At 56.0% G+C, this 22,501-nt stretch carries 20 protein-coding genes and 1 pseudogene; 8 read left to right on the forward strand and 13 right to left on the reverse strand.

Features of this window, described 5'->3' with window-relative positions:
* The first annotated feature begins 78 nt into the window (after positions 1 to 78).
* From ACOTX5_RS10755 to ACOTX5_RS10765, 3 genes are all read left to right on the forward strand, one after another.
* Complete coding sequence (locus ACOTX5_RS10755) at positions 79 to 606, forward strand: GNAT family N-acetyltransferase (protein WP_032653615.1); 528 nt, start codon at positions 79 to 81, stop codon at positions 604 to 606.
* Between the two features lie 111 nt (positions 607 to 717).
* A complete protein-coding gene (locus tag ACOTX5_RS10760) occupies positions 718 to 1,602 on the forward strand; it encodes an SDR family oxidoreductase (RefSeq protein ID WP_017382335.1) in 885 nt (294 codons plus the stop codon).
* A 107-nt stretch (positions 1,603 to 1,709) separates the two neighbouring features.
* A complete protein-coding gene (locus ACOTX5_RS10765; protein ID WP_045911743.1) occupies positions 1,710 to 2,687 on the forward strand; it encodes an MBL fold metallo-hydrolase in 978 nt (325 codons plus the stop codon).
* 117 nt (positions 2,688 to 2,804) lie between these two features.
* Here ACOTX5_RS10765 and ACOTX5_RS10770 read toward each other — a convergent pair whose 3' ends face one another.
* Entirely contained in the window at positions 2,805 to 3,389 is a 585-nt protein-coding gene (locus ACOTX5_RS10770) for a nuclear transport factor 2 family protein (RefSeq protein WP_015570507.1), read from the reverse strand.
* Between the two features lie 109 nt (positions 3,390 to 3,498).
* Between ACOTX5_RS10770 and ACOTX5_RS10775 the strand changes: the two genes are divergently transcribed.
* Both ACOTX5_RS10775 and ACOTX5_RS10780 read left to right on the forward strand, forming a co-directional pair.
* On the forward strand, positions 3,499 to 4,380 hold the full coding sequence (locus ACOTX5_RS10775; RefSeq protein ID WP_017693407.1) for a LysR substrate-binding domain-containing protein: 882 nt from the start codon (positions 3,499 to 3,501) through the stop codon (positions 4,378 to 4,380).
* Between the two features lie 139 nt (positions 4,381 to 4,519).
* A pseudogene (locus ACOTX5_RS10780) lies at positions 4,520 to 5,175 on the forward strand (LysR substrate-binding domain-containing protein).
* Here the strand turns inward: ACOTX5_RS10780 and ACOTX5_RS10785 are convergent.
* Positions 5,166 to 6,050, reverse strand: a complete 885-nt coding sequence (locus ACOTX5_RS10785) for a LysR substrate-binding domain-containing protein (RefSeq protein WP_045911745.1) — start codon at positions 6,048 to 6,050, stop codon at positions 5,166 to 5,168. The pseudogene ACOTX5_RS10780 and the gene ACOTX5_RS10785 overlap by 10 nt on opposite strands.
* 111 nt (positions 6,051 to 6,161) lie before the next feature.
* Here ACOTX5_RS10785 and ACOTX5_RS10790 point away from each other — a divergent pair, with 111 nt between their 5' ends.
* The 3 genes from ACOTX5_RS10790 to ACOTX5_RS10800 all read left to right on the forward strand — a co-directional run bounded on the left by ACOTX5_RS10790 (position 6,162) and on the right by ACOTX5_RS10800 (position 9,358).
* Positions 6,162 to 7,643, forward strand: coding sequence for a UbiD family decarboxylase (locus ACOTX5_RS10790; RefSeq protein ID WP_045911746.1), 1,482 nt, complete (start codon positions 6,162 to 6,164; stop codon positions 7,641 to 7,643).
* A gap of 130 nt (positions 7,644 to 7,773) precedes the next feature.
* Positions 7,774 to 8,061 (forward strand): VF530 family DNA-binding protein, encoded by a 288-nt coding sequence (locus tag ACOTX5_RS10795; RefSeq protein WP_045911747.1) that lies wholly within the window; start codon positions 7,774 to 7,776, stop codon positions 8,059 to 8,061.
* A 7-nt stretch (positions 8,062 to 8,068) separates the two neighbouring features.
* Positions 8,069 to 9,358, forward strand: a complete 1,290-nt coding sequence (locus tag ACOTX5_RS10800; protein ID WP_045911748.1) for a glycoside hydrolase family 10 protein — start codon at positions 8,069 to 8,071, stop codon at positions 9,356 to 9,358.
* A gap of 38 nt (positions 9,359 to 9,396) precedes the next feature.
* On the opposite strand, the gene dsbG is transcribed toward ACOTX5_RS10800, so the two are convergent.
* From dsbG to ACOTX5_RS10855, 11 genes are all read right to left on the reverse strand, one after another.
* On the reverse strand, positions 9,397 to 10,173 hold the full coding sequence (gene dsbG / locus ACOTX5_RS10805) for a thiol:disulfide interchange protein DsbG (protein ID WP_015570501.1): 777 nt from the start codon (positions 10,171 to 10,173) through the stop codon (positions 9,397 to 9,399).
* Between the two features lie 41 nt (positions 10,174 to 10,214).
* Positions 10,215 to 10,772, reverse strand: coding sequence for an RNA polymerase sigma factor (locus ACOTX5_RS10810; protein WP_023296645.1), 558 nt, complete (start codon positions 10,770 to 10,772; stop codon positions 10,215 to 10,217).
* A gap of 5 nt (positions 10,773 to 10,777) precedes the next feature.
* Positions 10,778 to 11,191 carry a hypothetical protein gene (locus ACOTX5_RS10815; protein WP_015570500.1) on the reverse strand — a complete coding sequence of 138 codons (414 nt, stop codon included), beginning with the start codon at positions 11,189 to 11,191 and terminating at the stop codon, positions 10,778 to 10,780.
* 189 nt (positions 11,192 to 11,380) lie between these two features.
* On the reverse strand, positions 11,381 to 12,931 hold the full coding sequence (locus tag ACOTX5_RS10820; RefSeq protein WP_047727085.1) for a methyl-accepting chemotaxis protein: 1,551 nt from the start codon (positions 12,929 to 12,931) through the stop codon (positions 11,381 to 11,383).
* Between the two features lie 95 nt (positions 12,932 to 13,026).
* A complete protein-coding gene (locus ACOTX5_RS10825; protein WP_017382325.1) occupies positions 13,027 to 14,043 on the reverse strand; it encodes a LacI family DNA-binding transcriptional regulator in 1,017 nt (338 codons plus the stop codon).
* 28 nt (positions 14,044 to 14,071) lie between these two features.
* Positions 14,072 to 15,478: a sucrose-6-phosphate hydrolase gene (locus tag ACOTX5_RS10830; RefSeq protein WP_045911750.1), complete on the reverse strand. Its 1,407-nt coding sequence runs from the start codon at positions 15,476 to 15,478 to the stop codon at positions 14,072 to 14,074.
* Positions 15,478 to 16,848, reverse strand: a complete 1,371-nt coding sequence (locus ACOTX5_RS10835; protein WP_047727082.1) for a sucrose-specific PTS transporter subunit IIBC — start codon at positions 16,846 to 16,848, stop codon at positions 15,478 to 15,480. Before ACOTX5_RS10835 ends, ACOTX5_RS10830 begins: the two co-directional genes overlap by 1 nt.
* A gap of 66 nt (positions 16,849 to 16,914) precedes the next feature.
* On the reverse strand, positions 16,915 to 18,432 hold the full coding sequence (locus tag ACOTX5_RS10840) for a carbohydrate porin (protein WP_023303760.1): 1,518 nt from the start codon (positions 18,430 to 18,432) through the stop codon (positions 16,915 to 16,917).
* 171 nt (positions 18,433 to 18,603) lie between these two features.
* Positions 18,604 to 19,500 (reverse strand): aminoimidazole riboside kinase, encoded by an 897-nt coding sequence (locus ACOTX5_RS10845; RefSeq protein ID WP_045911752.1) that lies wholly within the window; start codon positions 19,498 to 19,500, stop codon positions 18,604 to 18,606.
* An 88-nt stretch (positions 19,501 to 19,588) separates the two neighbouring features.
* A complete protein-coding gene (locus ACOTX5_RS10850) occupies positions 19,589 to 20,800 on the reverse strand; it encodes a diguanylate phosphodiesterase (RefSeq protein WP_045911753.1) in 1,212 nt (403 codons plus the stop codon).
* Between the two features lie 87 nt (positions 20,801 to 20,887).
* Positions 20,888 to 22,363, reverse strand: a complete 1,476-nt coding sequence (locus ACOTX5_RS10855) for an alpha/beta hydrolase (RefSeq protein WP_045911754.1) — start codon at positions 22,361 to 22,363, stop codon at positions 20,888 to 20,890.
* Positions 22,364 to 22,501 lie beyond the last annotated feature (138 nt).

The raw sequence follows: 22,501 nt of genomic DNA on the forward strand, positions 1-22,501 counted from the left end.
AGGATCTACAGAGTGTTATGCCAGCAGGGGATGCCGCTTCGTCTATTATCTATTTATAACTCCCACTTAAGGAATACTATGCATATTCGAAAAGGATTAAGTACAGACCTCGCCCGCCTTGAATGTTGTGATTTTTCTTTCAAGGTTGATGAGATTGCCAGAGAGCCATTTCTCAATGGTGATTTGCATATCGAGGCGCTGACCGAACCTTATCTTAAAACCTATGAACTTGATCTCCAGACGCTGGAAAATCATTGCGTTAATCCGGATTCAATATTTCTTATCGCCGAAACGGATGACGGTGAAATCGCCGGTTTTATTACCGCGTCCTGCAACTGGAATAAATTTATTTCGGTGGATTACATTGCCGTGGAGCGTTCAAAACGCCGTACGGGCGCGGCGCACAAGCTGATGTCCGCCACCCACGTCTGGGCGCGAAGCCTCAATGCGCCCGGGTTACGGCTGGAGACGCAGAACGTTAATGTTTCTGCCTGTCAGTTCTATCGTCACTATGGGTTTATTCTCGGCGGTTACGATCGCTACCTTTACAACGCCCTGCCGGAAAAAGATGAGGTCGCCCTTTTCTGGTATTACATGCTGGCTTGAGAAAATATTTTATATCCGCTACCAGAAGATAGATTTGTCTGAATTTGTCAATTTTGCCCGCTTACGTTTAATTAACGACTAATCTTGGAATTCACTATTAAGGAGGCCGGTATGTCTACAGGAAATAATCACACGCTGCATTACCCTCGTCCACCGTTTGCTGAACAACCGCAAAGGGCCCCCGGGCTGGCATCTGAAATGAAGCCAATACCGGATCATGGTGAAACAAGTTATATCGGGTCAGGAAAACTGGCAGGAAAAAAAGCGCTGATTACCGGCGGTGATTCCGGAATTGGTCGCGCGGTAGCGATCGCCTATGCCCGTGAAGGTGCAGATGTGGCTATTGGCTATCTCCCGGAAGAGGAGTCCGATGCGGCATCGGTCATTGCGCTGATTCGGGCCGAAGGCCGTAAAGCGGTCGCCATTCCCGGCGACATTCGCGTGGAGTCGTTCTGCGATACGCTGGTGGAAAAAGCCGTCGCGGAACTGGGTGGCCTGGATATCCTGGTGAACAACGCCGGACGCCAGCAGTACTGCGAATCGATCGACGATCTCACCACGGCAGATTTCGACGCGACGTTTAAAACCAACGTCTATGCCCCCTTCTGGATCACTAAAGCTGCGCTGCGCCATTTGCAGGAAGGCGCCGTGATCATCAACACCACTTCCGTTCAGGCGTTTAAACCGAGCGCGATCCTGGTGGACTATGCGCAGACCAAAGCCTGTAACGTGGCATTTACCAAGTCTCTGGCTCAGCAGTTGGGGCCGCGTGGCATTCGGGTGAATGCCGTCGCGCCAGGTCCATACTGGACGCCTCTTCAGTCCAGCGGCGGTCAGCCGCAGTCCAAAGTTCAGAAGTTCGGGGAAGATACGCCCCTGGGCCGACCGGGCCAGCCGGTTGAAATCGCACCGCTGTATGTGCTTTTTGCCTCAGATACCTGCTCATACGCCTCCGGACAAGTATGGTGCTCTGACGGCGGTACCGGCGTGCTGTAAAGCATCCTCTCAGACCTATCCATTTCATGGATAGGTCACATTCACTTCCCTGCTGTTCTCAAAAATCTCAGTTGAACTATGATGAACTTACTATTGAGGAGCCCATCATGTTTACTGTGAAAAAACTTGCGTTATCAACCCTGTTGACCGGTTCGGTTTTATTCTTTCCCGCGATCCACGCGGTGGCCAGCGTTCCGCAGCATGTGGTGAAACAGCAGGCCGGCGGCTACAGCGTTCAGGTTGGCGATACGATTGTCACCGCCTTTACGGACGGCAGCGTGCCGCAGGACCTGCACGCCTTACTGCGCCGGACGACGGCGGAAAATACCGATGCGTTACTGGCCAAAAACTTCCAGGCCAATCCGGTGGAAGCATCGATTAACGCGTTCTATATCGCTATGCCCGGCCACAAAATTCTGGTGGATACCGGCTCCGGTCAGCTTTTTGGCCCCGGCAAAGGCGGGCGGCTGATTGAAAGCCTGGCGACGCAGGGCATCAGGCCGCAGGACATCACCGATATCCTGATCACCCACGCGCACTCCGATCATGCAGGCGGCCTGGTCAAAGACGGTCAGCGCGTATTTACCCGCGCACAGGTGTATGTCGGCAAACCGGATATCGATTTCTTCTTTAACGACGAGAACCAGAAAAAATCTGGCTATGACCAGAACTACTTCGACGTCGCGCACAAGACCTTAAAGCCCTATCTGGATGCCGGAAAAGTGAAGACTTTCTCCGGGACGGAACAGCTTCTGCCGGGCATCAGCGGTACGGTTCACCCGGGCCACACCCCAGGGTCCGCGTTCTACACGCTGGAGAGCAAAGGTGAAAAAATTACCTTTGTCGGCGACATCATTCACGTTGCCGCGGTTCAGTTCCCACAGCCCAACGTGACGATTGCTTACGATGAGGATCAGGACGGAGCCGCCCGGGTACGCAACGCAGCGTTCGCTGAGTTTATGAAAAACAAAGATCTGATTGCGGCGCCACATCTGCCTTTCCCCGGGATCGGGTATGTGAAGAAAGGTGAGCGGGAAGGCTACGCGTGGGTTCCGGTGACCTATACCAACCGGGACGCCCAATAAGAGAGTCTCTGCGTCCCAGGCTAAATATTTCAGCCTGGGACCGCTATCTCACGCCCAGGGCCCCGCGGCCGGGTATTAACCAGCCGGCGAAATCTGTTCGGCCCTGCGCTCAACCTGTCAGACAGCCAGCCATTTTTTTGCGTTCGCTTTCATATTCGCTTCTAGTTCACTGTCACGCGTGGCAAATACGCGGCCGAGGGGGAAACCGCTTTGTTCCAGCAGATAAGCTAGCGCGGCATATTCCCGCGGATAGTTGGCAGCAATTTTTGAATCAATCTCAACCGGGCCCAGCGGAAAGGTGAAAATACCCATGTCGTAGATACTCTGACGATGGAACAGTTTCCATACGCCCTCTCTCTTTTCTGCCAGATCGTAGAAACGATTGTGGCATTCGCATCCAATATTAAGTTTTATATTTTCAGCGATGATCATCGCATTGGTTTCAAGAATCGCTTTGTCGCCGCGGTCGTTAAAAGTGACGACGGGCGAGCCAATCATATGTTTTGTGCGCAAATCTGAAGCGCCCATACGCATGGAACCCTCGACAAAATCGCTCGCGAGCCCTTCGAACCACGTAATTTCGATTGTGCCGTCCGGATGAAAAAGATTACGCAGCTGCTCCCATTCGCCCAGGTCGCGGTGCATCCAGCCATTCATGAGGTCGTTAAGATCCTGACGGTCTTGCAGTTGGTGAGTTTGCATTGTTTGATTCCTGTTTGAGTTGATGCGTTCAGTTTGGCCGTGAAGCGGTTTATACTCAAATATATATATTTTACTAAACAATCATTTTTAATGATGAGACAGGGTGGCAATGGAACTCCGGCACTTACGCTATTTTTTGGCTGTTGCAGAGGAAGAGCATTTTGGACGCGCGGCTGAGCGACTCAATATTGTTCAGCCTGCGCTCAGCATGCAGATTAAAGCCCTTGAAACCGAGTTAGGCGGTCCGCTGTTTATCCGCACCAGCCGTCGTGTGGAACTTACTGAGGCCGGATCGCTTCTTCTCAGCGAAGCCAGACTGATGCTGGAACAGATGGAACACACGCGTCTGGCAGTCCAGCGTGCGATACGGGGAGAGACAGGGCGTGTACGGGTCGGTTTTGCCGGTAACGCCATTTTTAGTGGCAAAATGATTACCGATGTACGTCGCTTCCGTAAAACCCATCCGGATGCAGAAGTCACCATTCAGGAAATCGCTCCCCAGAAACAGGTAGCTGCGATCCTCGCAGGGCATATTGATGTCGGTTATACACCGGATAACAGTACGACAGCCGATCCGCAGATCAGGGTGCAGAAAACCGGAAACTGGGAGATGATAATCGCAATGTGTGACGATCATCCCTTAGCCATCCATCCGCACCTCTCCGTTGAAATGCTCGCCGGTCATCCCCTGGTCCTGTACGACGCGCATGACGCCAATGAAAATCTGACTGTGCTGCTGGCGCAGCAGCTCGGGGATGGTTTTTGCGTGGCACATCGTTCAAACAGTACGCTAAGCGTTCTGGCATTTGCCGCAGCCGGGCTCGGTCTGGCGCTGGTTCCCGCCCCCCTGCAACAGGTGCAAATACCCGGACTGATTTACCGCAACCTGAATGCTCAGGCGTTGACCGCAAATCTGGTCATGATCAGCCGCATGCAGGAGCCAGGTAATGCAGTGACTGCTTTTCTGGCAATGGCTAACCTTCCCTGTTGAATAACGGCAGCAAGCTATGACGCACAATAAGATGCCCTCCTCCGATATGGATATGGACCTGATCCTGACGCTGGATGCGTTACTCAGGGATCAGAATATCACCCATGCCGCCGCGCGGCTGGGCATCAGCCAGCCGGCGATGCTTGAACCCACCACGTTCAACGCGCATAACAGCACCCGCACCTTTGTGATTGCCCTGCACGAGAACCCGGCGCTGATGCTGGGGGCAGAGTTGCAGAATCAGATTAGCAGCGCAGCACCAGGCATCCGCCTGCGTTTTCGCTCCCGGAAACCCCGCTGCTGCCAGCGCAGATGGAAAATGGCGATGTGGATATTTATGTCGGCGTTAACGCGGGGGCGCACGATGCATGGGTCAGACGCAAGCTGTTTGACGATGAATATGCCACAGCCCAGCGAAAAGGCCATCCGCGCGGTACGGGGCCGATGGATCTGGAAAGCTATTGTAGCCTTTCCCACCTGGTGGTTTCATCCGAGGGCGACCCGTTCGCGGGCTTTGTCGATCAGCATCTGGCGGGGCTTGGCCACCAGCGTAACGTGGTGATGTCGACGCAAAGCTATGCGATGGCGCCTGCGATTGTTGCCGGTACCGATTTGCTCTGCACCCTACCCAGACGCATGTTGCTACGGTTCACGCAAACGCTTGATATTTTTCCGCCGCCGCTGGATCTCCCTCCGATCGTCATCGGTATGTACTGGCACCCAAAAAACAGCCAGGATCCGGCTAACCGCTGGCTGCGAGAACAGCTTCTTCAGGCCGCCGGACGTCAGGTATGATCGAGGATGCTCATCAATTTTTTCAGGATCTCAGAGCGAATAATCCGGTGGCAAACCAGCGTCAGCTCGCTCTTCCGGAGTCGGTCAAGAATATCCACAAAGACGACGTTTTGTACGCATATCGCCTTCGCTGAAGCCGGCAGCATGGCGATGCCAAACCCTGCCGAGACGAGACTTATCACCGTGGGGACATCGGTGGCATTTTGCACAACGTCAGGCTGTATGCCCGCGCTGTGGCAGGCATCATAGAAATATTGCTCCAGCCCCATCCCCTCCGGGTCGCGCAGGGCGATCCACTTCTCCTCTTTCACCGACGCAAGCGTCAGCGCGGCGGAGCCCGCCAGGCTATGTTGACGAGGTAAGGCCAGCACGGCCTTTTCCGTTGTAAATGGACGGCTTTGCAGATCGTCAGGCAATAGCGGTAACGGGGCACGAATAATGGCCACATCCAGCTGGTTGCTTTGCACGCCGGTATAAAGGGTTTGCACGTTACCCGTCATCATAGAAAGGCTGATGGCGGGCCATTTCTCATGTAAAAGCCGCAGCGCGGCGGGTAGCTTACTGTCGAATATCGCACTTGAAACACATCCGAGATTCAGCACGCCCTGTTCCCCTCTGGCCGTCTGTCTGGCATCCAGAATCGCCTGATCGGTCATTAAAATCGCGACTCTGGCTTTAATGAGAAATGCCTCACCGGCTGGCGTCAGCGTCAGGCGACGATTCGCCCGGCTAAAGAGCAAGACCCCAAGACGATCTTCAAGCGTTTTTATCTGCTGGCTCAGCGCTGGCTGCGCCATGTTAAGGCGCTCCGCCGCCCGATGCATGTGAAGCTCTTCCGCCACCACGATAAAATTGCGCATCAGTCGAAACTGCATACCATGCCTTTATTATTGATAATAAAATTCATATTAAAATAGCATAAATGATGCAATTGATAGCCCTCTTCTTCCGGTTAAGAATGGAAGCCTTCATCCGAGGAGGGAAATATGAAAAAACACATCAACGATCTCAGAAGTGCTATCGAACTGCTCAAACGCCATGAAGGTCAATACCTTGAAACCAGCCATCCGGTCAATCCTGACGCGGAGCTGGCGGGTGTGTACCGGCATATTGGTGCTGGCGGCACGGTAAAACGTCCGACGCGCATTGGCCCGGCGATGATGTTTAACGCTATTAAGGGATATCCCGACTCGCGTATTCTGGTCGGAATGCACGCCAGCCGCGAGCGGGCGGCGCTCCTGTTGGGCTGCGAGCCCTCTGAACTGGCAAAACATGTCGGCCAGGCCGTGAAAAACCCGATTGCTCCCGTTGTGGTTCCGGCGGCACAGGCGCCGTGTCAGGAACAGGTGTTTTATGCCGACGATCCGGACTTCGATCTGCGTAAATTGCTTCCGGCACCGACCAACACGCCGATAGATGCCGGTCCGTTCTTCTGTCTGGGGCTGGTGCTGGCAAGCGATCCGGAAGATGCCTCACTGACCGATGTCACTATTCACCGTCTCTGCGTGCAGGAGCGCGATGAGCTCTCCATGTTCCTTGCCGCAGGCCGCCATATTGAAGTGTTCCGTAAGAAAGCCGAGGAGGCGGGCAAACCGTTGCCGGTCACGATCAATATGGGTCTCGATCCCGCTATCTATATTGGCGCCTGTTTCGAAGCCCCTACCACGCCCTTCGGCTACAACGAGCTGGGTGTCGCCGGCGCGTTACGTCAGACCCCCGTAGAGCTGGTGCAGGGTGTGGCCGTAAATGAAAAAGCGATAGCGCGTGCGGAAATTATCATCGAAGGCGAACTGCTGCCGGGCGTGCGTGTAGAAGAAGATCAGCATACCCACACCGGGCACGCGATGCCGGAATTTCCCGGCTACTGCGGGGAAGCTAACCCCTCCTTACCGGTAATCAAAGTGAAGGCCGTCACGATGCGTCATCAGGCGATCCTGCAAACCCTGGTAGGACCGGGCGAGGAGCACACCACGCTGGCCGGTTTGCCAACGGAGGCCAGCATCCGTAATGCGGTGGAAGAAGCCATCCCCGGTTTTCTGCAAAACGTCTATGCGCATACCGCTGGCGGCGGCAAGTTCCTTGGCGTATTGCAGGTGAAAAAACGCCAGCCCTCTGACGAAGGGCGTCAGGGTCAGGCGGCACTCATCGCGTTAGCCACCTATTCCGAGCTTAAAAACATTATTCTCGTCGACGAAGATGTGGATATTTTCGACAGCGACGACATCCTGTGGGCGATGACCACCCGTATGCAGGGCGATGTCAGCATCACCCATCTGCCGGGGATCCGCGGACACCAGCTCGATCCGTCTCAGGCCCCAGACTACAGCCCCTCCATTCGTGGCAACGGGATCACCTGCAAAACGATTTTCGACTGTACGGTGCCCTGGGCGCTGAAGTCCCGCTTTGAGCGTGCGCCCTTTATGGAGGTAGACCCGACGCCGTGGGCGCCTGAACTGTTTAAAAAATAGCGTTAACCGGAAAATCTTCTTCACTCTTCACGGGTGAAGAACCTCACGCTGAAATTGCCGCGTCCCCTGCTTTCTTGTAACCTTTGAGCGTTTATCACATCCCCATAAAAAATGAGACTACCGGACGCCTATGACAGCACATATTTCCAACGATCCTTTGCATGGCGTAACCCTCGAAATGCAGGTTAACGCGCTGGTTGCGCGATATGGCTGGAATGAACTGGGCAACCGAATCAAAATCAACTGTTTTCGCAAGGACCCGAGTGTTAAATCGAGTCTGAAGTTCCTGCGCCGCACCCCATGGGCGCGGGCGGAAGTTGAAGCCCTCTACCTCGACTCTCTTCACGATGACGGTAACAGGGAACAGGACGAACCGGCGTTTAATCCCTGGACGGATAGCCGGACACCCAGGAGCTAACACGCAAATGATGCGACACGTAAAACGGACTGGCGCGCTGCTTGGCTGCGCGCTTTTACTGGTAAGTTGCACTTCCAAACCACCCAAATCACTCGTTACCCCGCTGCCGCAGGCGAAACCTCTACAGCAGACTAACGAACCCATGCGCGGGATCTGGCTGGCGACCGTCTCCCGTCTCGACTGGCCTCCCGTGTCATCGGTGAATGGCCGTAGCGCGGACCAGCGTATCGCCCAGCAACAGCGGGCGCTGACGGACAAGCTCGATAAGCTGAAAAAACTTGGGATCAACACCGTCTTCTTTCAGGTAAAACCGGACAGTACGGCGCTGTGGGCCTCTAAAATACTGCCCTGGTCAGATACCCTGACGGGGACTATCGGGGAAGATCCCGGTTACGATCCGCTTCAGTTTATGCTGGATGAAGCGCACAAGCGCGGGATGAAGGTTCATGCCTGGTTTAACCCGTACCGCGTTTCCACCAACACGAAGCCGTCGACCATCGCCGCGCTTAATCGCACCTCGTCGCTTCATCCTTCCAGCGTGTACGTCCAGCATCCGGAGTGGATCCGCACCTCGGGGGATCGTTTTGTTCTCGACCCGGGCATTCCCGACGTGCGGGACTGGATAACCCAGGTGGTGATGGAAGTGGTAAATCACTACCCTGTCGACGGCGTTCAGTTCGATGACTATTTTTACACCGAGACGCCGGGGTCCACCCTGAATGATGCCTGGACCTTCAGGCGCTATGGCGAAGGATTTGCGTCAAAAGCGGACTGGCGTCGACACAATACGCAGCAGTTGATTGTGCAGGTTTCAAGGGCGATCAAGCAGGCTAAACCTGAGATCGAATTTGGCGTTAGCCCGGCGGGGGTCTGGCGCAATCGCTCCTTCGACCCGGCAGGCTCGGACACGCGCGGTGCCGCAGCCTATGATGAATCCTACGCTGACACGCGCAAATGGGTACAGCAGGGTTTACTGGATTACATTGCGCCGCAGATCTACTGGCCCTTCGCCCGCGACGCGGCACGTTACGATGTGCTGACAAAATGGTGGGCTGACGTGGTGAAACCGACCCATACCCGCCTGTATATCGGGATCGCGTTCTACAAAGTGGGCGCGCCTTCCAGAAACGAACCGGACTGGACGGTGAACGGCGGCGTACCGGAGCTGAAAAAACAGCTCGACCTCAACGATTCACTGCCAGACGTTAAGGGCACCATCCTGTTCCGTGAAGACTATCTTAACCAGCTGCAGACGCAGGAGGCGGTAAATTACCTCCGGGGACGCTGGGGTAATTGACTGAAAAAAGGCAGAAACGTTCTGTTTCTGCCTTTCTTTTACGGCTTCGGCCCGAACATCGCCTCAAGCTGTTTTGCGTCTGGCATACCCACGACCTGTTGCAGTTCGTTTTGCTCATTCAGGTAATAAATAGCCGGTGTGGCATTCGCGCCGAGACTGTCCATTAGCGTCTGGTGATTTTGCAGGATCTCAACGGTTTCCCGGGAAGCCGCAGCTTCAGGTTTCGGCAGCTTTTTCCCGCCGGACAGCTCGTACGTTTTCCAGGCCGACACCGGATCTTTCGCATTCAGGATCGCGGAGGCGTTACGCCCGCTGTTCGGGTTAAGAAATGCAACCAGCAGCGTATTGAGCTGAACCTTGCCAGCCTTCACCCACGGCTGCGCTTCAGCCCAGAACTGCTTGCAGTACGGGCAGAACGGGTCGGCAAAGACAAAGACTTTGCGCGGGGCACTCTCCGCGCCCTCTTTCAGGGGATGCGCCGCATTGAGCTTTTTCCACATCTCGCGGCCCATCGGGGCGTAGATCTCTTTCTGGAAAAAGGCCTCGCTGAGGTTGGTTCCCTTCTCATCATACAGATAGCCAGACACGACGTGCTTTCCGTCAGGGGTCAGAAAGAGCGTCACGCCCATGTCCTGATATTTCCCCAGCCACGCTGGCGCGCCGCCGGGGGCGTCAATTTTCTTGATGATTTTGATGTCCTGCTGTTCACTGAAGTGCTTCACCACATCCGGAAGCGACTCCTCTGCCCTGACCAGCCCTGAAACCATCAGAGCAGAGAGTAACAGCACCTTTTTCTTTGCTAACCGTTGAAGCATAACGACCCCTCTAAGATATTGTTTTTCAGAGTGGTCGAAGTTTATTGTCCTGTCAACGCTTCATAAATATCCTTGAGGCGACTACGCAAAAATCGCACGGCTTTGTGTTTGCGGGATAATAACGCCTGCACACTGTCGCCTGTTTCCTCTGCCAGCATCTTCATGCTGTAGCCCTCAAATTCCGTTTTTTCAAACACCTCGCGCTGAGGTGGCGGCAGTTCCGACAGGGCTTGCCCCAACTCCTCCCATAGCAGCATGTTGAGATACTCCTCCTCCGGCGTTTGCGGTACGCCGAATAACGTTTCTGCAATCTCCTGCTCCGGAAAGTCCTCGTCATCTGCTGTCAGGTACCCCGGCAGTGAAACCTCGTGCTTTTTTCGTGCCCGGTCGATCATCTCATTTCGTGCGGCGCGAAACAGCCAGGCGGCGACGTTCTCGACCGGTTGTTCCACTTTCATCAACTGCCAGGTCACTTCCTGAAGAATATCATCGACATCATCACGAACCGCAGTCCGTCCGCGAATGAAGGCTTTTAGCCGCGCGCGGCAGGCATTGAGTGCCGAGATCAGTAATGATTCCCCCGCCTCACCGGCTTTCATATCGCTCACTCGGCTTCCGGCGCTTTTGCACCGTTATCATCTCGCTTTTCATCCCGGCCATCGTGCCACCGGCAATGACCGTGGCGCCCAAATCCCGCCCGACGCTGCTGAATGAAGGCCTCACGTTGTTCGGGGCTCATATTCATCCATTGTTCGTGCATACGGCGGTGCGCACCGAACATGCCCGGACGGAAACCCAGCCCACCGAAAAGAATGCGGCTCAGCAGCAGGATCCCCAGCGCCTGCCAGAAGCCAATGGCTTTAACCCCCAGGATGGCCGGGAGCAACGCGTTCCACAGGGACATGACCAGCAGGCCAAGCACCACGAACAGGACTGCGCCAATCACGATGCCCTTACCCATACGATGGCGGCCCAAACCACGCCCGTGACCTTTTCCGTGCATATCAAAATTTCTCATGTGTACCTCGTTTATGTTGAATGATTATGGTCTCTGATGAGGTAGACGGATGAGGAACAGAAATATTGCCGGGGAAAGATAAAATTTATGTCATAGCGGCTTTGTACGGATAACAGTAATGGCTGAAGGAGATTGTGCAGCGGCTACATGCAGACATTAAAAAGGCTCCCTCAGGAGCCTTTCTGAACATCACGCCGTAGCAGGCAAACTAAAGCTCGAGATACTCTGGGACAGCTGCTGCGCCTGCTCCTCCAGCGAGGCGGCGGCGGCGGCGGATTGCTGCACCAGCGCCGCGTTCTGCTGGGTCACACCGTCCATCTCCGTTACGGCCTGCCCAACCTGACCGATCCCGCGGCTCTGCTCTTCTGAGGCAACCGAAATCTGTTCCATCAGCGTATGCACTTTATTCACAGAGCTGATAATAGAATCAATCACCTCTCCCGAACGATTCACCAGTTGTGCACCGTTTTTCACGCTGGAAACAGACTGGGCGATAAGGCTTTCGATATCTTTCGCCGCCACCGCGCTTTTTTGTGCCAGGGTGCGCACTTCACTTGCTACCACGGCAAATCCTCGCCCCTGCGCGCCAGCACGCGCCGCTTCAACGGCCGCGTTTAGCGCCAGAATATTAGTCTGGAAAGCAATGCTGTTGATGACGCTGGTGATGTCCTCAATACGCTTCGAATTGGACGCGATAGTATTCATCGTTTCGATGACTTCACGGGTTACCGCTTCACCGGTATGGGCATTTTTCACGGCATCCTGCACCAGCTTACCGGCCTGGAAAACGTTGTCGGTGTTATTCGCCACCGTCGCGCTCAGCTCTTCCATGCTGGCGGCCGTCTGGGTCAGGGCCGAAGCCTGTTGCTCGGTACGGGAGGCCAGGTCGATATTGCCGGAGGCAATTTCCTGCGCCGCATGCGTCACAGTGTGGCTGGCATCGCGCACCTGAGAAATGGTGGAGAGCAGCGCCTGGCGCATCTGCTCCATCGAGGACATCAGGTGATTGATTTCATTCCCGGAATCACGCTTGATCGGTACCGGTACGTCCAGCTTCCCGGCCGCAATCTGGCGACAGTGCTCGCGCGCCAGGTTCACCGGCGCAAAGACCACGCGTTTCATCAGCAGGCTGACGGCGAAGATCACCACCACGAACAGCACCGCAATGCAGGCGATAATAACCAGACCCGACACGAAATTATGGCTCGCATCCTCGTTCAGCGTTTTAGCGTACTTCTGGTGAACGGAGAGAACCTGATCGAGCACAATTTCATATTGGCGATCGAGTCGAGACACCACGGGAATAAGAGCGTTGAACCGCGACACATCGTGAGCGGCGGCAGCGGCGATGAGAGGCGCCAGTCCCTGGTTACGGTAGTTTTGCCACGCCTCCTGGTAGGCAGTGACCAGCGGGGCTTCGTCCGGCAAACGCGGCGAGGCCATAAACGCCGAAAATGCACTATCGGCTTTGGTCAGCGCCTCTTTAACCGAGGCCAGTTTCGCAGACAGATCGGTAGCGTCCCCCGCTTCCACCATTTTCACATACTCCATAACCCTGACCCGCAGGGTTCGGCTGTGGTTAATGGGATCAATAATGGACAGAACCACCTGAATTTCTTTGTTCACATTATCCAGCGAAGTATTACTTTTAATGATGAGCCCAACGCTGGTGATAGTGCTGGCCACAAAGAAGAAAAGCAGGGAAAACAGGATAATCAGGGATGATTTTTTCAACGACATAACACACCTCAGGGATATAATTTCCCTTTGGTTATCGGCTGAATCCAATCTTTAATTAATTAAAGTTATTGATGTCACCCTCAGACGTTACCCTGTCACTCCACGGTCTTGTATCGCCGTTGCAGGGTGGCATCTAGCTTACGCTGGATCGGCTCCGGCGTTTCCCCTTCAATCAGTTTGCCAATCAGATCAAAGCAGTGCCAGGCGAGCTGGCGGTTATCCTGACGAACGGTATCGACAGGAATGGTCAAAGAATCATAGAGATAGTGATCGTCAAAGCTGGCCAGACGCATATCGCTTTGCAGCAGATTATGTTGCCCCATATAGCGCAACACCCCTTCCAGAAGACCGCAGGCGGCGGTAAAAAGGGCTTTTGGCGGGCGGCCCAGGCGTGCGCAAAGCTCGGCAAACATTTCGTAGCCGGAGCTCGGATGGTAATTACCATGAATGATCCACTCCGGACGTAACTCGACGCCAGCGTCACGCAGCCCCTGCTTAAACCCTTCAAGACGGTCACGCGTCGGGGAAAGCCGCGGCTGGCCGCCGAGGAAGTAGAACTCATCCGGATGCTGGCGCGCGATGTCGGCCACCAGTGTGGCGGTTGGGGTTATTGAATCGGTGAGAACCAGCGGCAGAGAACTGTCGTTCATATGACGATCAAAAAGCACAACGGGCAACTGTTCGCTCAGCTTTTGATAGTCGGCGTCGTTGAGCATGCTGGAGGCGACAATCAGCCCGTCCACCTGACGGGCCACCATGTTATTGACCACCACCGTCTCCTGGCCCGGATTTTCATCGCTACAGGAGATCAGCAGCTGAACACCCGCCTCGCGGCAGAGGGTCTCCAGCTCATGAGAAAAAACGGCAAACCCGTAGTTGGTGATTTCCGGCACCACCAGACCAATGGTGTGGCTGCGGTTGTCCCGCAGCGAACGGGCGTGAATGCTGGGCTGATAATGATGTTCTTTGGCAATCGCCAGCACACGCTCGCGTGTCTCCTCCGCCACCCGAAGCTCTTTGCTGCGGCCGTTCAGAACCAGGCTGGCGGTGGCTTTTGATACCCCCGCGAGCTCCGCGATATCTTTAATGGTGACGCGTTTTGTTTTTCTCACAACGACTTAGATCCGGCTGCCAAAACCTCTATTCTATCATGCAGCTGCGCAGCGACCAGTAGCGTAATGTGATATCGGACGCACCTTCGAAGCGTACCTGGGCCGGATGGTCAGGAAAATAGCGGCTGCTCATGACGCCTTCACCGTGATTGATGAAAATTTCGACGCTGGAATGGTCGCACAGCACGCGTAAATGATGAACATTGCCCTGCCAGTAGCGGGTCAGCGTCTCTCCGGCTTCTAGGCTGGCACGTTCCAGGCGGATCCCCTCATCATCCACAATCAGCCGCAACGCGCCGGCAAAATCCACGTTCACGCTCGATGCGCTCAGTTCGAACTCAAGACGCGCTCCCGCCAGCACCGGGGCATCGCTGGCGCGTCCCTGCCAGAGATGTTCATCCTCGCGCAGCGTTTCCAGCTCACGGACGGGGGTTTGCCAGAGCTTACCGTCGCGGTAGCGCAGCTCGCGAGGACAGGTCATCTGGTGGATCCAGCCGTGCGCCCGCGTAGGCTGGAGCATCTCTTCGCCGTCCGGCACGCCCATCCAGCCGATGAGGATGCGGCGGCCATCTTCTGCCACCGTGGTTTGCGGCGCGTAAAATTCGAAACCGGCGTCAAGCTCATGCAGCTCGCCGTGCGCAAATGCAGGCGTTTGATAATCAAATGCCCCACGCATCCAGACGGCCGGATAGGTGTTGAGATAGCGATGCGGTTCGCGCGCCAGCCCCTGCGGGCAGCAGATCAAGACGTGTGTGCCATCAAGCTCAAACAGATCCGGGCACTCCCACATATAGCCCGCGTCCGTGAGTCCGTTGACGCCGTGACCGGCGATTTCGCCGCAGGACGCCCAGATGTGTAAATCGGCTGACGTAAACAGCAGCACCTTGCCGCGCTGCTGTCGATCCTGCGCGCCGAGCACCATGTACCACAGCCCGTCATGCCACCATATTTTCGGATCGCGGACGTGCCCGGTGTACCCGTCCGGCAGGGGCAACACCGGTCCCAGTTTGGCAAACGTGCCATCGTCATTTTGCACCGCCAGACACTGCCAGGCGGTGCGGCCGCCATCGTCAAACTTAACGTTGCCGGTATAGCACAGGGTCAGCACGCCGTTGTTATCCACGGCGCTGCCGGAGTAACAGCCATTGCGGTCATACTCTTCGTCAGGCATCAGCGCCATTGGCTCGTGCTGCCAGTGCACCAGATCTGCTGAGCTCAAGTGCCCCCAACACTTGTAGCGATGATCGCAGCCCAGCGGGTTCCACTGATAAAACAGATGGTAGCGCCCGGCAAACCAGATAAACCCGTTCGGATCGTTCATCAGCCCTGTCACCGGTGCGGGATGCCACTGCGGATAGTGGCTGTCCGCCAGCGCACGCGGCTGGCCTTGCATAACGGCCTGCAACACGGCAGGCCAGCGGGAAGATAAGGTCATTATTCAGAGTCCGTTTTATATTTCAGCAGCAGAGAGACGGTGAACGCCACGCCAAAGGCAATCACCATGCCGATTATATAGTTGAGCAGCGAGCTGGCCTGGACAATCGCCATGCCGGGAAGCGCCGTCAGGCCAACGGCGGTCATGTAGACATGCACCGACACCACCCAGGCACCGCCCGCCGCACCACCGATCAGCGCCGCGATAAACGGCTTCACAAAACGCAGGTTGATGCCAAAAATTGCCGCTTCGGTGATGCCCAGCATCGCGGAAAACGCCGACGGTAAGGTAATGGCTTTGATTTTGGCATCGCGGGTTTTGAACCACACCGCCAGACACGCCCCGCCCTGCGCCACGTTCGCCATCGCCCAGATCGGCAGCAGGAAGTTAACGCCAATCGACGGATTACCCAGCAGCCCGGCCTCAATGGCGTGGAAGCTGTGGTGAATGCCGGTAATGACAATCACCGAATAAAGCCCACCAAACAGCAGCCCGGCCAGCCAGCCCGCGTGGGCAATCAGAGTGCTAAGAATGAAGGAGATCCCGTCGCCCAGCGCGCGTCCCGCCGGGCCAATAATCAACAGCGCAATGAAGCCGGAGATAATGACGGTCAGGAACGGCGTCAGGATCAGATCTAACGCATCCGGGATGGCCCGGCGCAGCTGTTTTTCCACAATGCTCATAAACCACACCGCCAGCAGCACCGGGAAGACGGTTCCCTGATAGCCAATCATGGCGATTTCAAGACCGAAGAAGTTCATGGTGTGGAAGCCGGACGCTACGCCCCAGGCGTTGGTCAGCGCCGGATGAGTCAGAATGCCGCCGAGCGTTGCCCCCAGATACGGGTTGCCGCCAAACTCCCGCGCGGCGGTGAAGCCAATCAGGATCGGCAGAATAATAAACGCCGCCGAGCTGCACATATCCAGCATGATATAGAGCGCGTTATCCGGGTTAACCCAGCCGTAGGTTTTAACCATCCCCAGCAGGCCCATCAGCAGACCCGAAGCCACGATCGCCGGGATAATCGGCACGAAGATGTTGGAGAGCAGACGCGCGATACGCTGGAACGGGTTCAGCTTGCGGGCCGCAATATCCGCCGCTTCCGATTTACTGGACTCGCTAATCCCTGCCGCCTGAATAAACGCGGCGTAAACCTTATTCACCACCCCGGTGCCGAAGATCACCTGCATCTGCCCGGCGTTTCGAAAACAGCCTTTCACGCTTTCAACCTTGCCGATAGCCTGCTGGTCGGCAAGCGCATCATCGACCAGCACCAGACGAAGGCGCGTGGCGCAATGTGCCGCGCTGGCAATGTTCTCTTTGCCACCGAGCAGCGGAATAAGCTCGCGCGCAATATGATTAAAATCCATAGATACCTCTTCCTGACCTCTTTTTATGGTGTTCGAAACGCCCCCGCGATGCGGGAGCGTGAAGGGTTAAAACCAGGTTTCCATCTGCACCCCAAAGTTCCATTCCCCGCCCGCGTTGAAGCCGCTGCTGCCAAAGGCGTCATCGCTGGCGTAGTTATCCAGCTTGCTGCTCCAGTCCATCCAGGTGGCGAACAGGCGCAGCTCCGGACGGCTGAAGAAATCGCCAATTTTGCCCGCCTTTAACGTCGGGGCGAAGGTCAGCTTGTAGAAGCTACCGTTAACCGCATTGCGATCCTTGTAGCCTTCCGGGCTTAAATCCATGTACTGATAGCTGCCTTCGAACGCGAGGGCGAAATTCTGGGTCACCTCTTTGATCAGACGCGTATTGAGCGTGACCCACTCGTAGCTGTCGCCCTTCACGTAGCGGTCCTTACTGCTTTGCGCCAGCACGGCGGGCGCAATGTGCCAGCCACCGCCCAGCGGCGTGACACCGTAACTTGCAAAACGCCAGGTATCGGCTTCTGACAGTAGCGCGCCGTCTGAACCAATGCTTTTCACCTCGGCGCCCAGACCGTGGCCGTAAAGCAGCGCCGTTTTGGCGGAACCTTCCCGCAGGCCGTAGAAGCTCTCGTTATGCAGACCAACCAGCGCATGTACCCCGTTATTGGCCGCGTCGGTTTTAATCGGATCGCCGTTGCTGTCCTTACGGTCGTCATTATCTTTTGCCCGTAAGCCGCTGACCATCATCTGCACCGGCCCGGCGAAGTGATTCATGCTGAGGATGTAGTTCTGAACGTTGTTGTCGATCTCCTCTTCGCTGCCGAAGTTACGGCCATAAAGGGAGAAGTTACTGCGCAGCGTATCGTTCCACTTCACGTCGTAGACGCCGCCGCCGGTCCCGGCGAGAAACACCACGTCGGAATCCAGCCAGTGAATGTCGAAGTTGTCGCGGTCAAAACGCTTACCCGCCCAGAAGGTACTGCCCTTCAGCGCACCGGTAAAGTCAGGCAAATTGCCCAGCTCGGCAAAGGCCTGACGAATGTTCAGGTCGCTGCTGTCTGCCGACCAGTCGTTATAGGTTTTCTGACCGTCGGCCAGCATCGCCTTAAAGCGCGTCGTCGCACCATTCTCCAGCGTCTGTTTGTGCTCAACATTCAGCTCAACGTAGGTATCAGCTTCGTTCCCCAGACGCCCGATGGCCCCGCCCGTTTCCCCGGCGGGCGTCAGATAAGGGCCGCTTTTGCTGCTGGAGGCCGCGTCGTTCATCAGCAGGCCGGAACGGGCGTAACCGTGAAATTCAAAACCGCCTGTCCGGTCGGCTTTTTCTTCCAGCACCGTAGTACGTTGCGCCACCGCCTGTGTGGAGGTCTGCGCTTCCTGCTGCGCAGCCACCAACTGCTGTGTTTTCTGTTCCGCTGCCGTTGCGCGCTTTTCAGCAACCTGCGCGCGGGTTTCCGCCTCCTGCAAACGCTGCTCCAGCGCTGCCAGGCGCGCTTCGATACGTGTCATATCCGTCTGGGCAAAAACAGAGGTACTCCCGGCCAGCATGCCTATCATCACGGCAAGTCTGCGTTTTTTATACATTTTGTCGCATCCCTAATAACTATCGGTGAAAGTGCTAAATTGCTAAACCGGTTTAGGCTGATGATACTAAACCGTTGAATTTTGAATCGGCAACGTTTTTTGCTAAACCGTTTTAGTAAGTGTGATCGAGGCGACAATTCAGGCCGCCGACCGGAGGCCTGGAGAGGTGAATTACAGTTCGTGATGATAAGGCAGCGCGGTCATTGCCCCTTTTGCGGTTGTCGCCAGCGCCCCACAGCGCTGCGCCAGCGTGATGACCTCTGAGAGACGGGCCTGGCCATCACGAGCCAGACCGAACAGCAGCCCGGCGACGAAAGCATCCCCCGCGCCGGTGGTATCAATGCATTCCACGGGTGATGCAGGATAGTGCGTCAACGCACCTTTCTGCCAGGCGGTGACGCCCTCTTTTCCCTGCGTCACCAGCACCAGCCTGGCCGGACAGGTGCGCATCAGCGCCGCCAGCCCCTCATGGACCTGCGCATTTCCGGTTAAGAACGCCAGTTCTTCCACCGAGATTTTCACCACATCTGCACAGGCTAATGCCCGCTCAAGACACTGACGCAGCACGACTTCATCGTGCCAGAGATCGGCGCGGATATTGGGGTCAAAGCTGACGAATCCCCCCGCCAGTCTGATAGCGGACATCGCCTGAAACGTCGCGGAACGGCTGGGTTCGGCGCTGAGCGCGATAGAGCAGACGTGCAGCCACTCCCCGGCGCGGAATGGCGGGAGATCGGCAGAGTCGAGGAATAAATCAGCGCTCGGGCGAACCATAAAGGTAAAGGAACGTTCACCGTCGTTATCGAGATCCACCACCACCGTGGAGGTGCGATGCTGCGGGTCCAGGCGCAGCCATTCTGTATTAACCTGCTCATCCGCAAGCTTTTTTTGCATAAAACGCCCGAAGGGGTCGTCGCCCACCCGGCCTATAAAGGCGCTTCTGCCGCCCAGACGCGCAACCCCTACCGCGACATTGGCCGGTGCGCCGCCAGGACATTGCAGCAGTTTGCCCTCTCCGTCGGGCAACAGATCCACCACTGCATCGCCAAGTACCCAGATCGTCTCCATATCACCTTCTTAGCTAAATCATGTTAAACCGGTTTAGCTATTTAAGCACAGGCAGGGTGTCGGGGAAATATGGCGAGGGAAAATTTGCTTAACCCACCCGATGGGGCCAGTGAATATCACCCACGCCATTGAGCTGCGGGCGGGCGAACAAAAAGCCCTGGAAGCGGCGAATACCGGCGGATTCAAGCCAGCACCACTCTTCTATCTTCTCAATGCCTTCTGCGACCAGCGTAATCTCCAGATCGGTGCAGCAGCTGATTATCGACTTCACAATCGCCTGCTTGGGCCCGCTCAGGTGGATATCGCTGACGATCTCTCTGTCGATTTTGAGCTTATCCGGCTGAAACCGGGTGAGCAGTGAAAGACCAGCATAGCCGGAACCAAAATCATCTATCGCCAGCCCAACCCCTTCCGCGCGCAGCTGTTTAATGGCGCTGTTAAACTGGTTGAAGCCATAGATCATCTCGTTCTCAGTGACTTCAATGATCACCTGCTCTGGCTGTAGATTGTGCTTTTTGATCTGCGTTACCAGGAACTCTACCGCGCCCGGCACGTTAACCAGCGACATTGGCAGCAGGTTCACCGCCAGTTTGTGGCTGCCGATGCCGAGCTTTTGCGCCAGCGCAAAGGTCCAGGCTTTGGTTTGCAGGTCGACTTCGTAAATCTGTTCACGATCGAGACTACGGAAGAAATGCTCCGGGCTGCCGCCGTCGTTTCCGCGTATAAGCGCTTCGAGAGAACTGATTTTGCCTTCGGACGGCTCGACAATGGGTTGCAGCGCAAACTGGCAGGGCTGTCCCGCCAGCAGACCTAACCCTTTACCAAACGGCGCGCGCTCTCGCGAAAGCGTCCATTTATCAGGCTCATAGTCCGAAGCGGGTGGGATAGCGGTTTTGCCGGTGATAAAGGTCTGAATAAATTTGAAGACCCGATCCTCAGAAGTCAGATAGCTTTCCAGCTTGCTGTAATGCAGAACCGACGCCAGAACCGCTTTCGGGGTCTGAACATCCAGGTCAAACAGCAGCATTCCCACGTCTTCGAAACGTCTGCGCGGGCCGTAATCGCGCATCAGCTCCACCACGCCGGTATGCCGGTCATCCGCACGGATGGTGTTAAAAAGCGCGACGACGCTCTGTTCCGTGCCTTCGAGAATTTGCAGAACGTCACGTCCACGGGAGAGAAGAATGCCTGAGATGCCCTGCTCCGTATTACGGATCCTGGCCTGTTCAACCAGCGCGTTTAACGCTGCGGAGGTGCAGGTTAAGCTCAGCTGGCTTCGATAAATGAGAGTTGTCAGCACAGAAACGGGGTCCGGTATGGGGTATACGCCTGAACGGTATTGTTTAACACAGTTCCCCGGTGTGACCTAATCTATTCCACGTCGGGCTTAATTCTCCCCGATACGGCTGTCGATCCGCGTCTGCATATAATCGTAGAACGGATTCGACGTCACGCGCATCAGCGCATCTTTGCCGACGCTCAGAACCGATGTTTCTCCCCACAGGGCTATCGTCCCCAGGCTGATACCGTAGTGGTTTTTCACCTCAGGATGGCGGCCATACAGATCGTCATCAGGCGGGAACGGAATAGCAACATGCGACAGGGAATAAACCTCCTGCGGATACGCGACAGACAGCGGCATCACCGTTTCCCGGGTGCTACCCGCTGGCGTTGTCTTTGCCACCATATCAAACCTGTCGGGGCTGGCATTGGTCACAATTGTGACACTGTAACGCCTTTTTGCCCCGGGCAGCAGGTCAGCCACCGCCGTCCAGGACGATGGCCTGAACAGTGGACGGAAACTCCCGGCCTGGTTGATATCAAAAACTACCAGTTCGCTGCCGTTTGCCGGAAGCTGGTCAAACAGCCCGCTGACCACGGCGCGGGTACTGACCGTTGAATCCATGACCGACTGAAACGCCAGCACCGGCGGAAGCTGCGCCAGTTTGTGATCATGAACATCGCGGTTTATCTGCTCATGCAGCGCCTGGGTAAGCAGCCAGGACTGACGTGCTGCATTCACCGGGAACGAATTGTATTTATAAGGATTATATTCCGGCGAAATATTGAGCCACGCGGCTTTGGCAAACGCCGGTAACATGGCCGGTAGCCCGGCGAATCCGGCAAAGCGCGCAAACGCCGTGACGCCAATCATCGGTGAGAGCAAAACGATCTGCTGAGGTTTACGCAGTTCAGGCGCATCAAGAGCGTCGAGGGCGTATTTCATCGCCAGCGCCCCGCCGTTGGAGTAGCCCACCAGATGCAGGGGGAGATCGTTCCCCGTCAGGCGTGTCGCTTCACGAACCGCAAGGCGCGATGCGGCCAGCCAAGCCTCCCAGTCAACGTCTGTCAGCGCGCCCGGCGCCGTGCCGTGTCCGGGCAAACGAGGCACTACGGCCACAAAGCCGTGCTGTTGATAATTCTCTGCCAGATGCCTGACGCTGTAGGGCGAGTCCGTCAGACCGTGCAGCAATACCACCGCCCCGCGCGGCTTTCCGGCAGGCATCAGCACGAACGACCGGTTTGCATCCGGGGAAAAGTGTCCTGGCCACACCAGGCTCTGGCGGTAATAACGGTTCAGCGGCGTGCGCTCTGCGGGTGCGACATTCGCCGTCACCTCAGCGTCGAGAGCGGTGAAGATGGCGTTTTCCCGCGCGACATACGCTGCGAAGGTCGCGTTATCCATCTCCTGCACGGACATTTCGTCAGCCCGCCAGGTGTGCCAGTGATGCAAGGCCGGCCCCTGCTGCGAAAGATAAACCCGCACCGCCAGCAGCACGAGCACAATGATCCCGATGACCATCGCTATTTTTTTTGCGAGAGCCATCAGGCGCACGCTGACCCGCCAGGGCAAATTCGCCATGTGAGGCTCCCTCTCTTATCCACAGAGCGTTCATCTTACCAAAAAATGTGAAGAGGCTGACGTATTCACCAAATAGATACCGCACAGGCCGGACACTGCACCAAAAGTGAACTACGCTGCACAAATGTTGAGCATCTG

Origin of the sequence: Enterobacter cloacae complex sp. IR5441, from assembly GCF_049238215.1 — a bacterium.
Lineage (GTDB): Bacteria > Pseudomonadota > Gammaproteobacteria > Enterobacterales > Enterobacteriaceae > Enterobacter > Enterobacter hormaechei_C.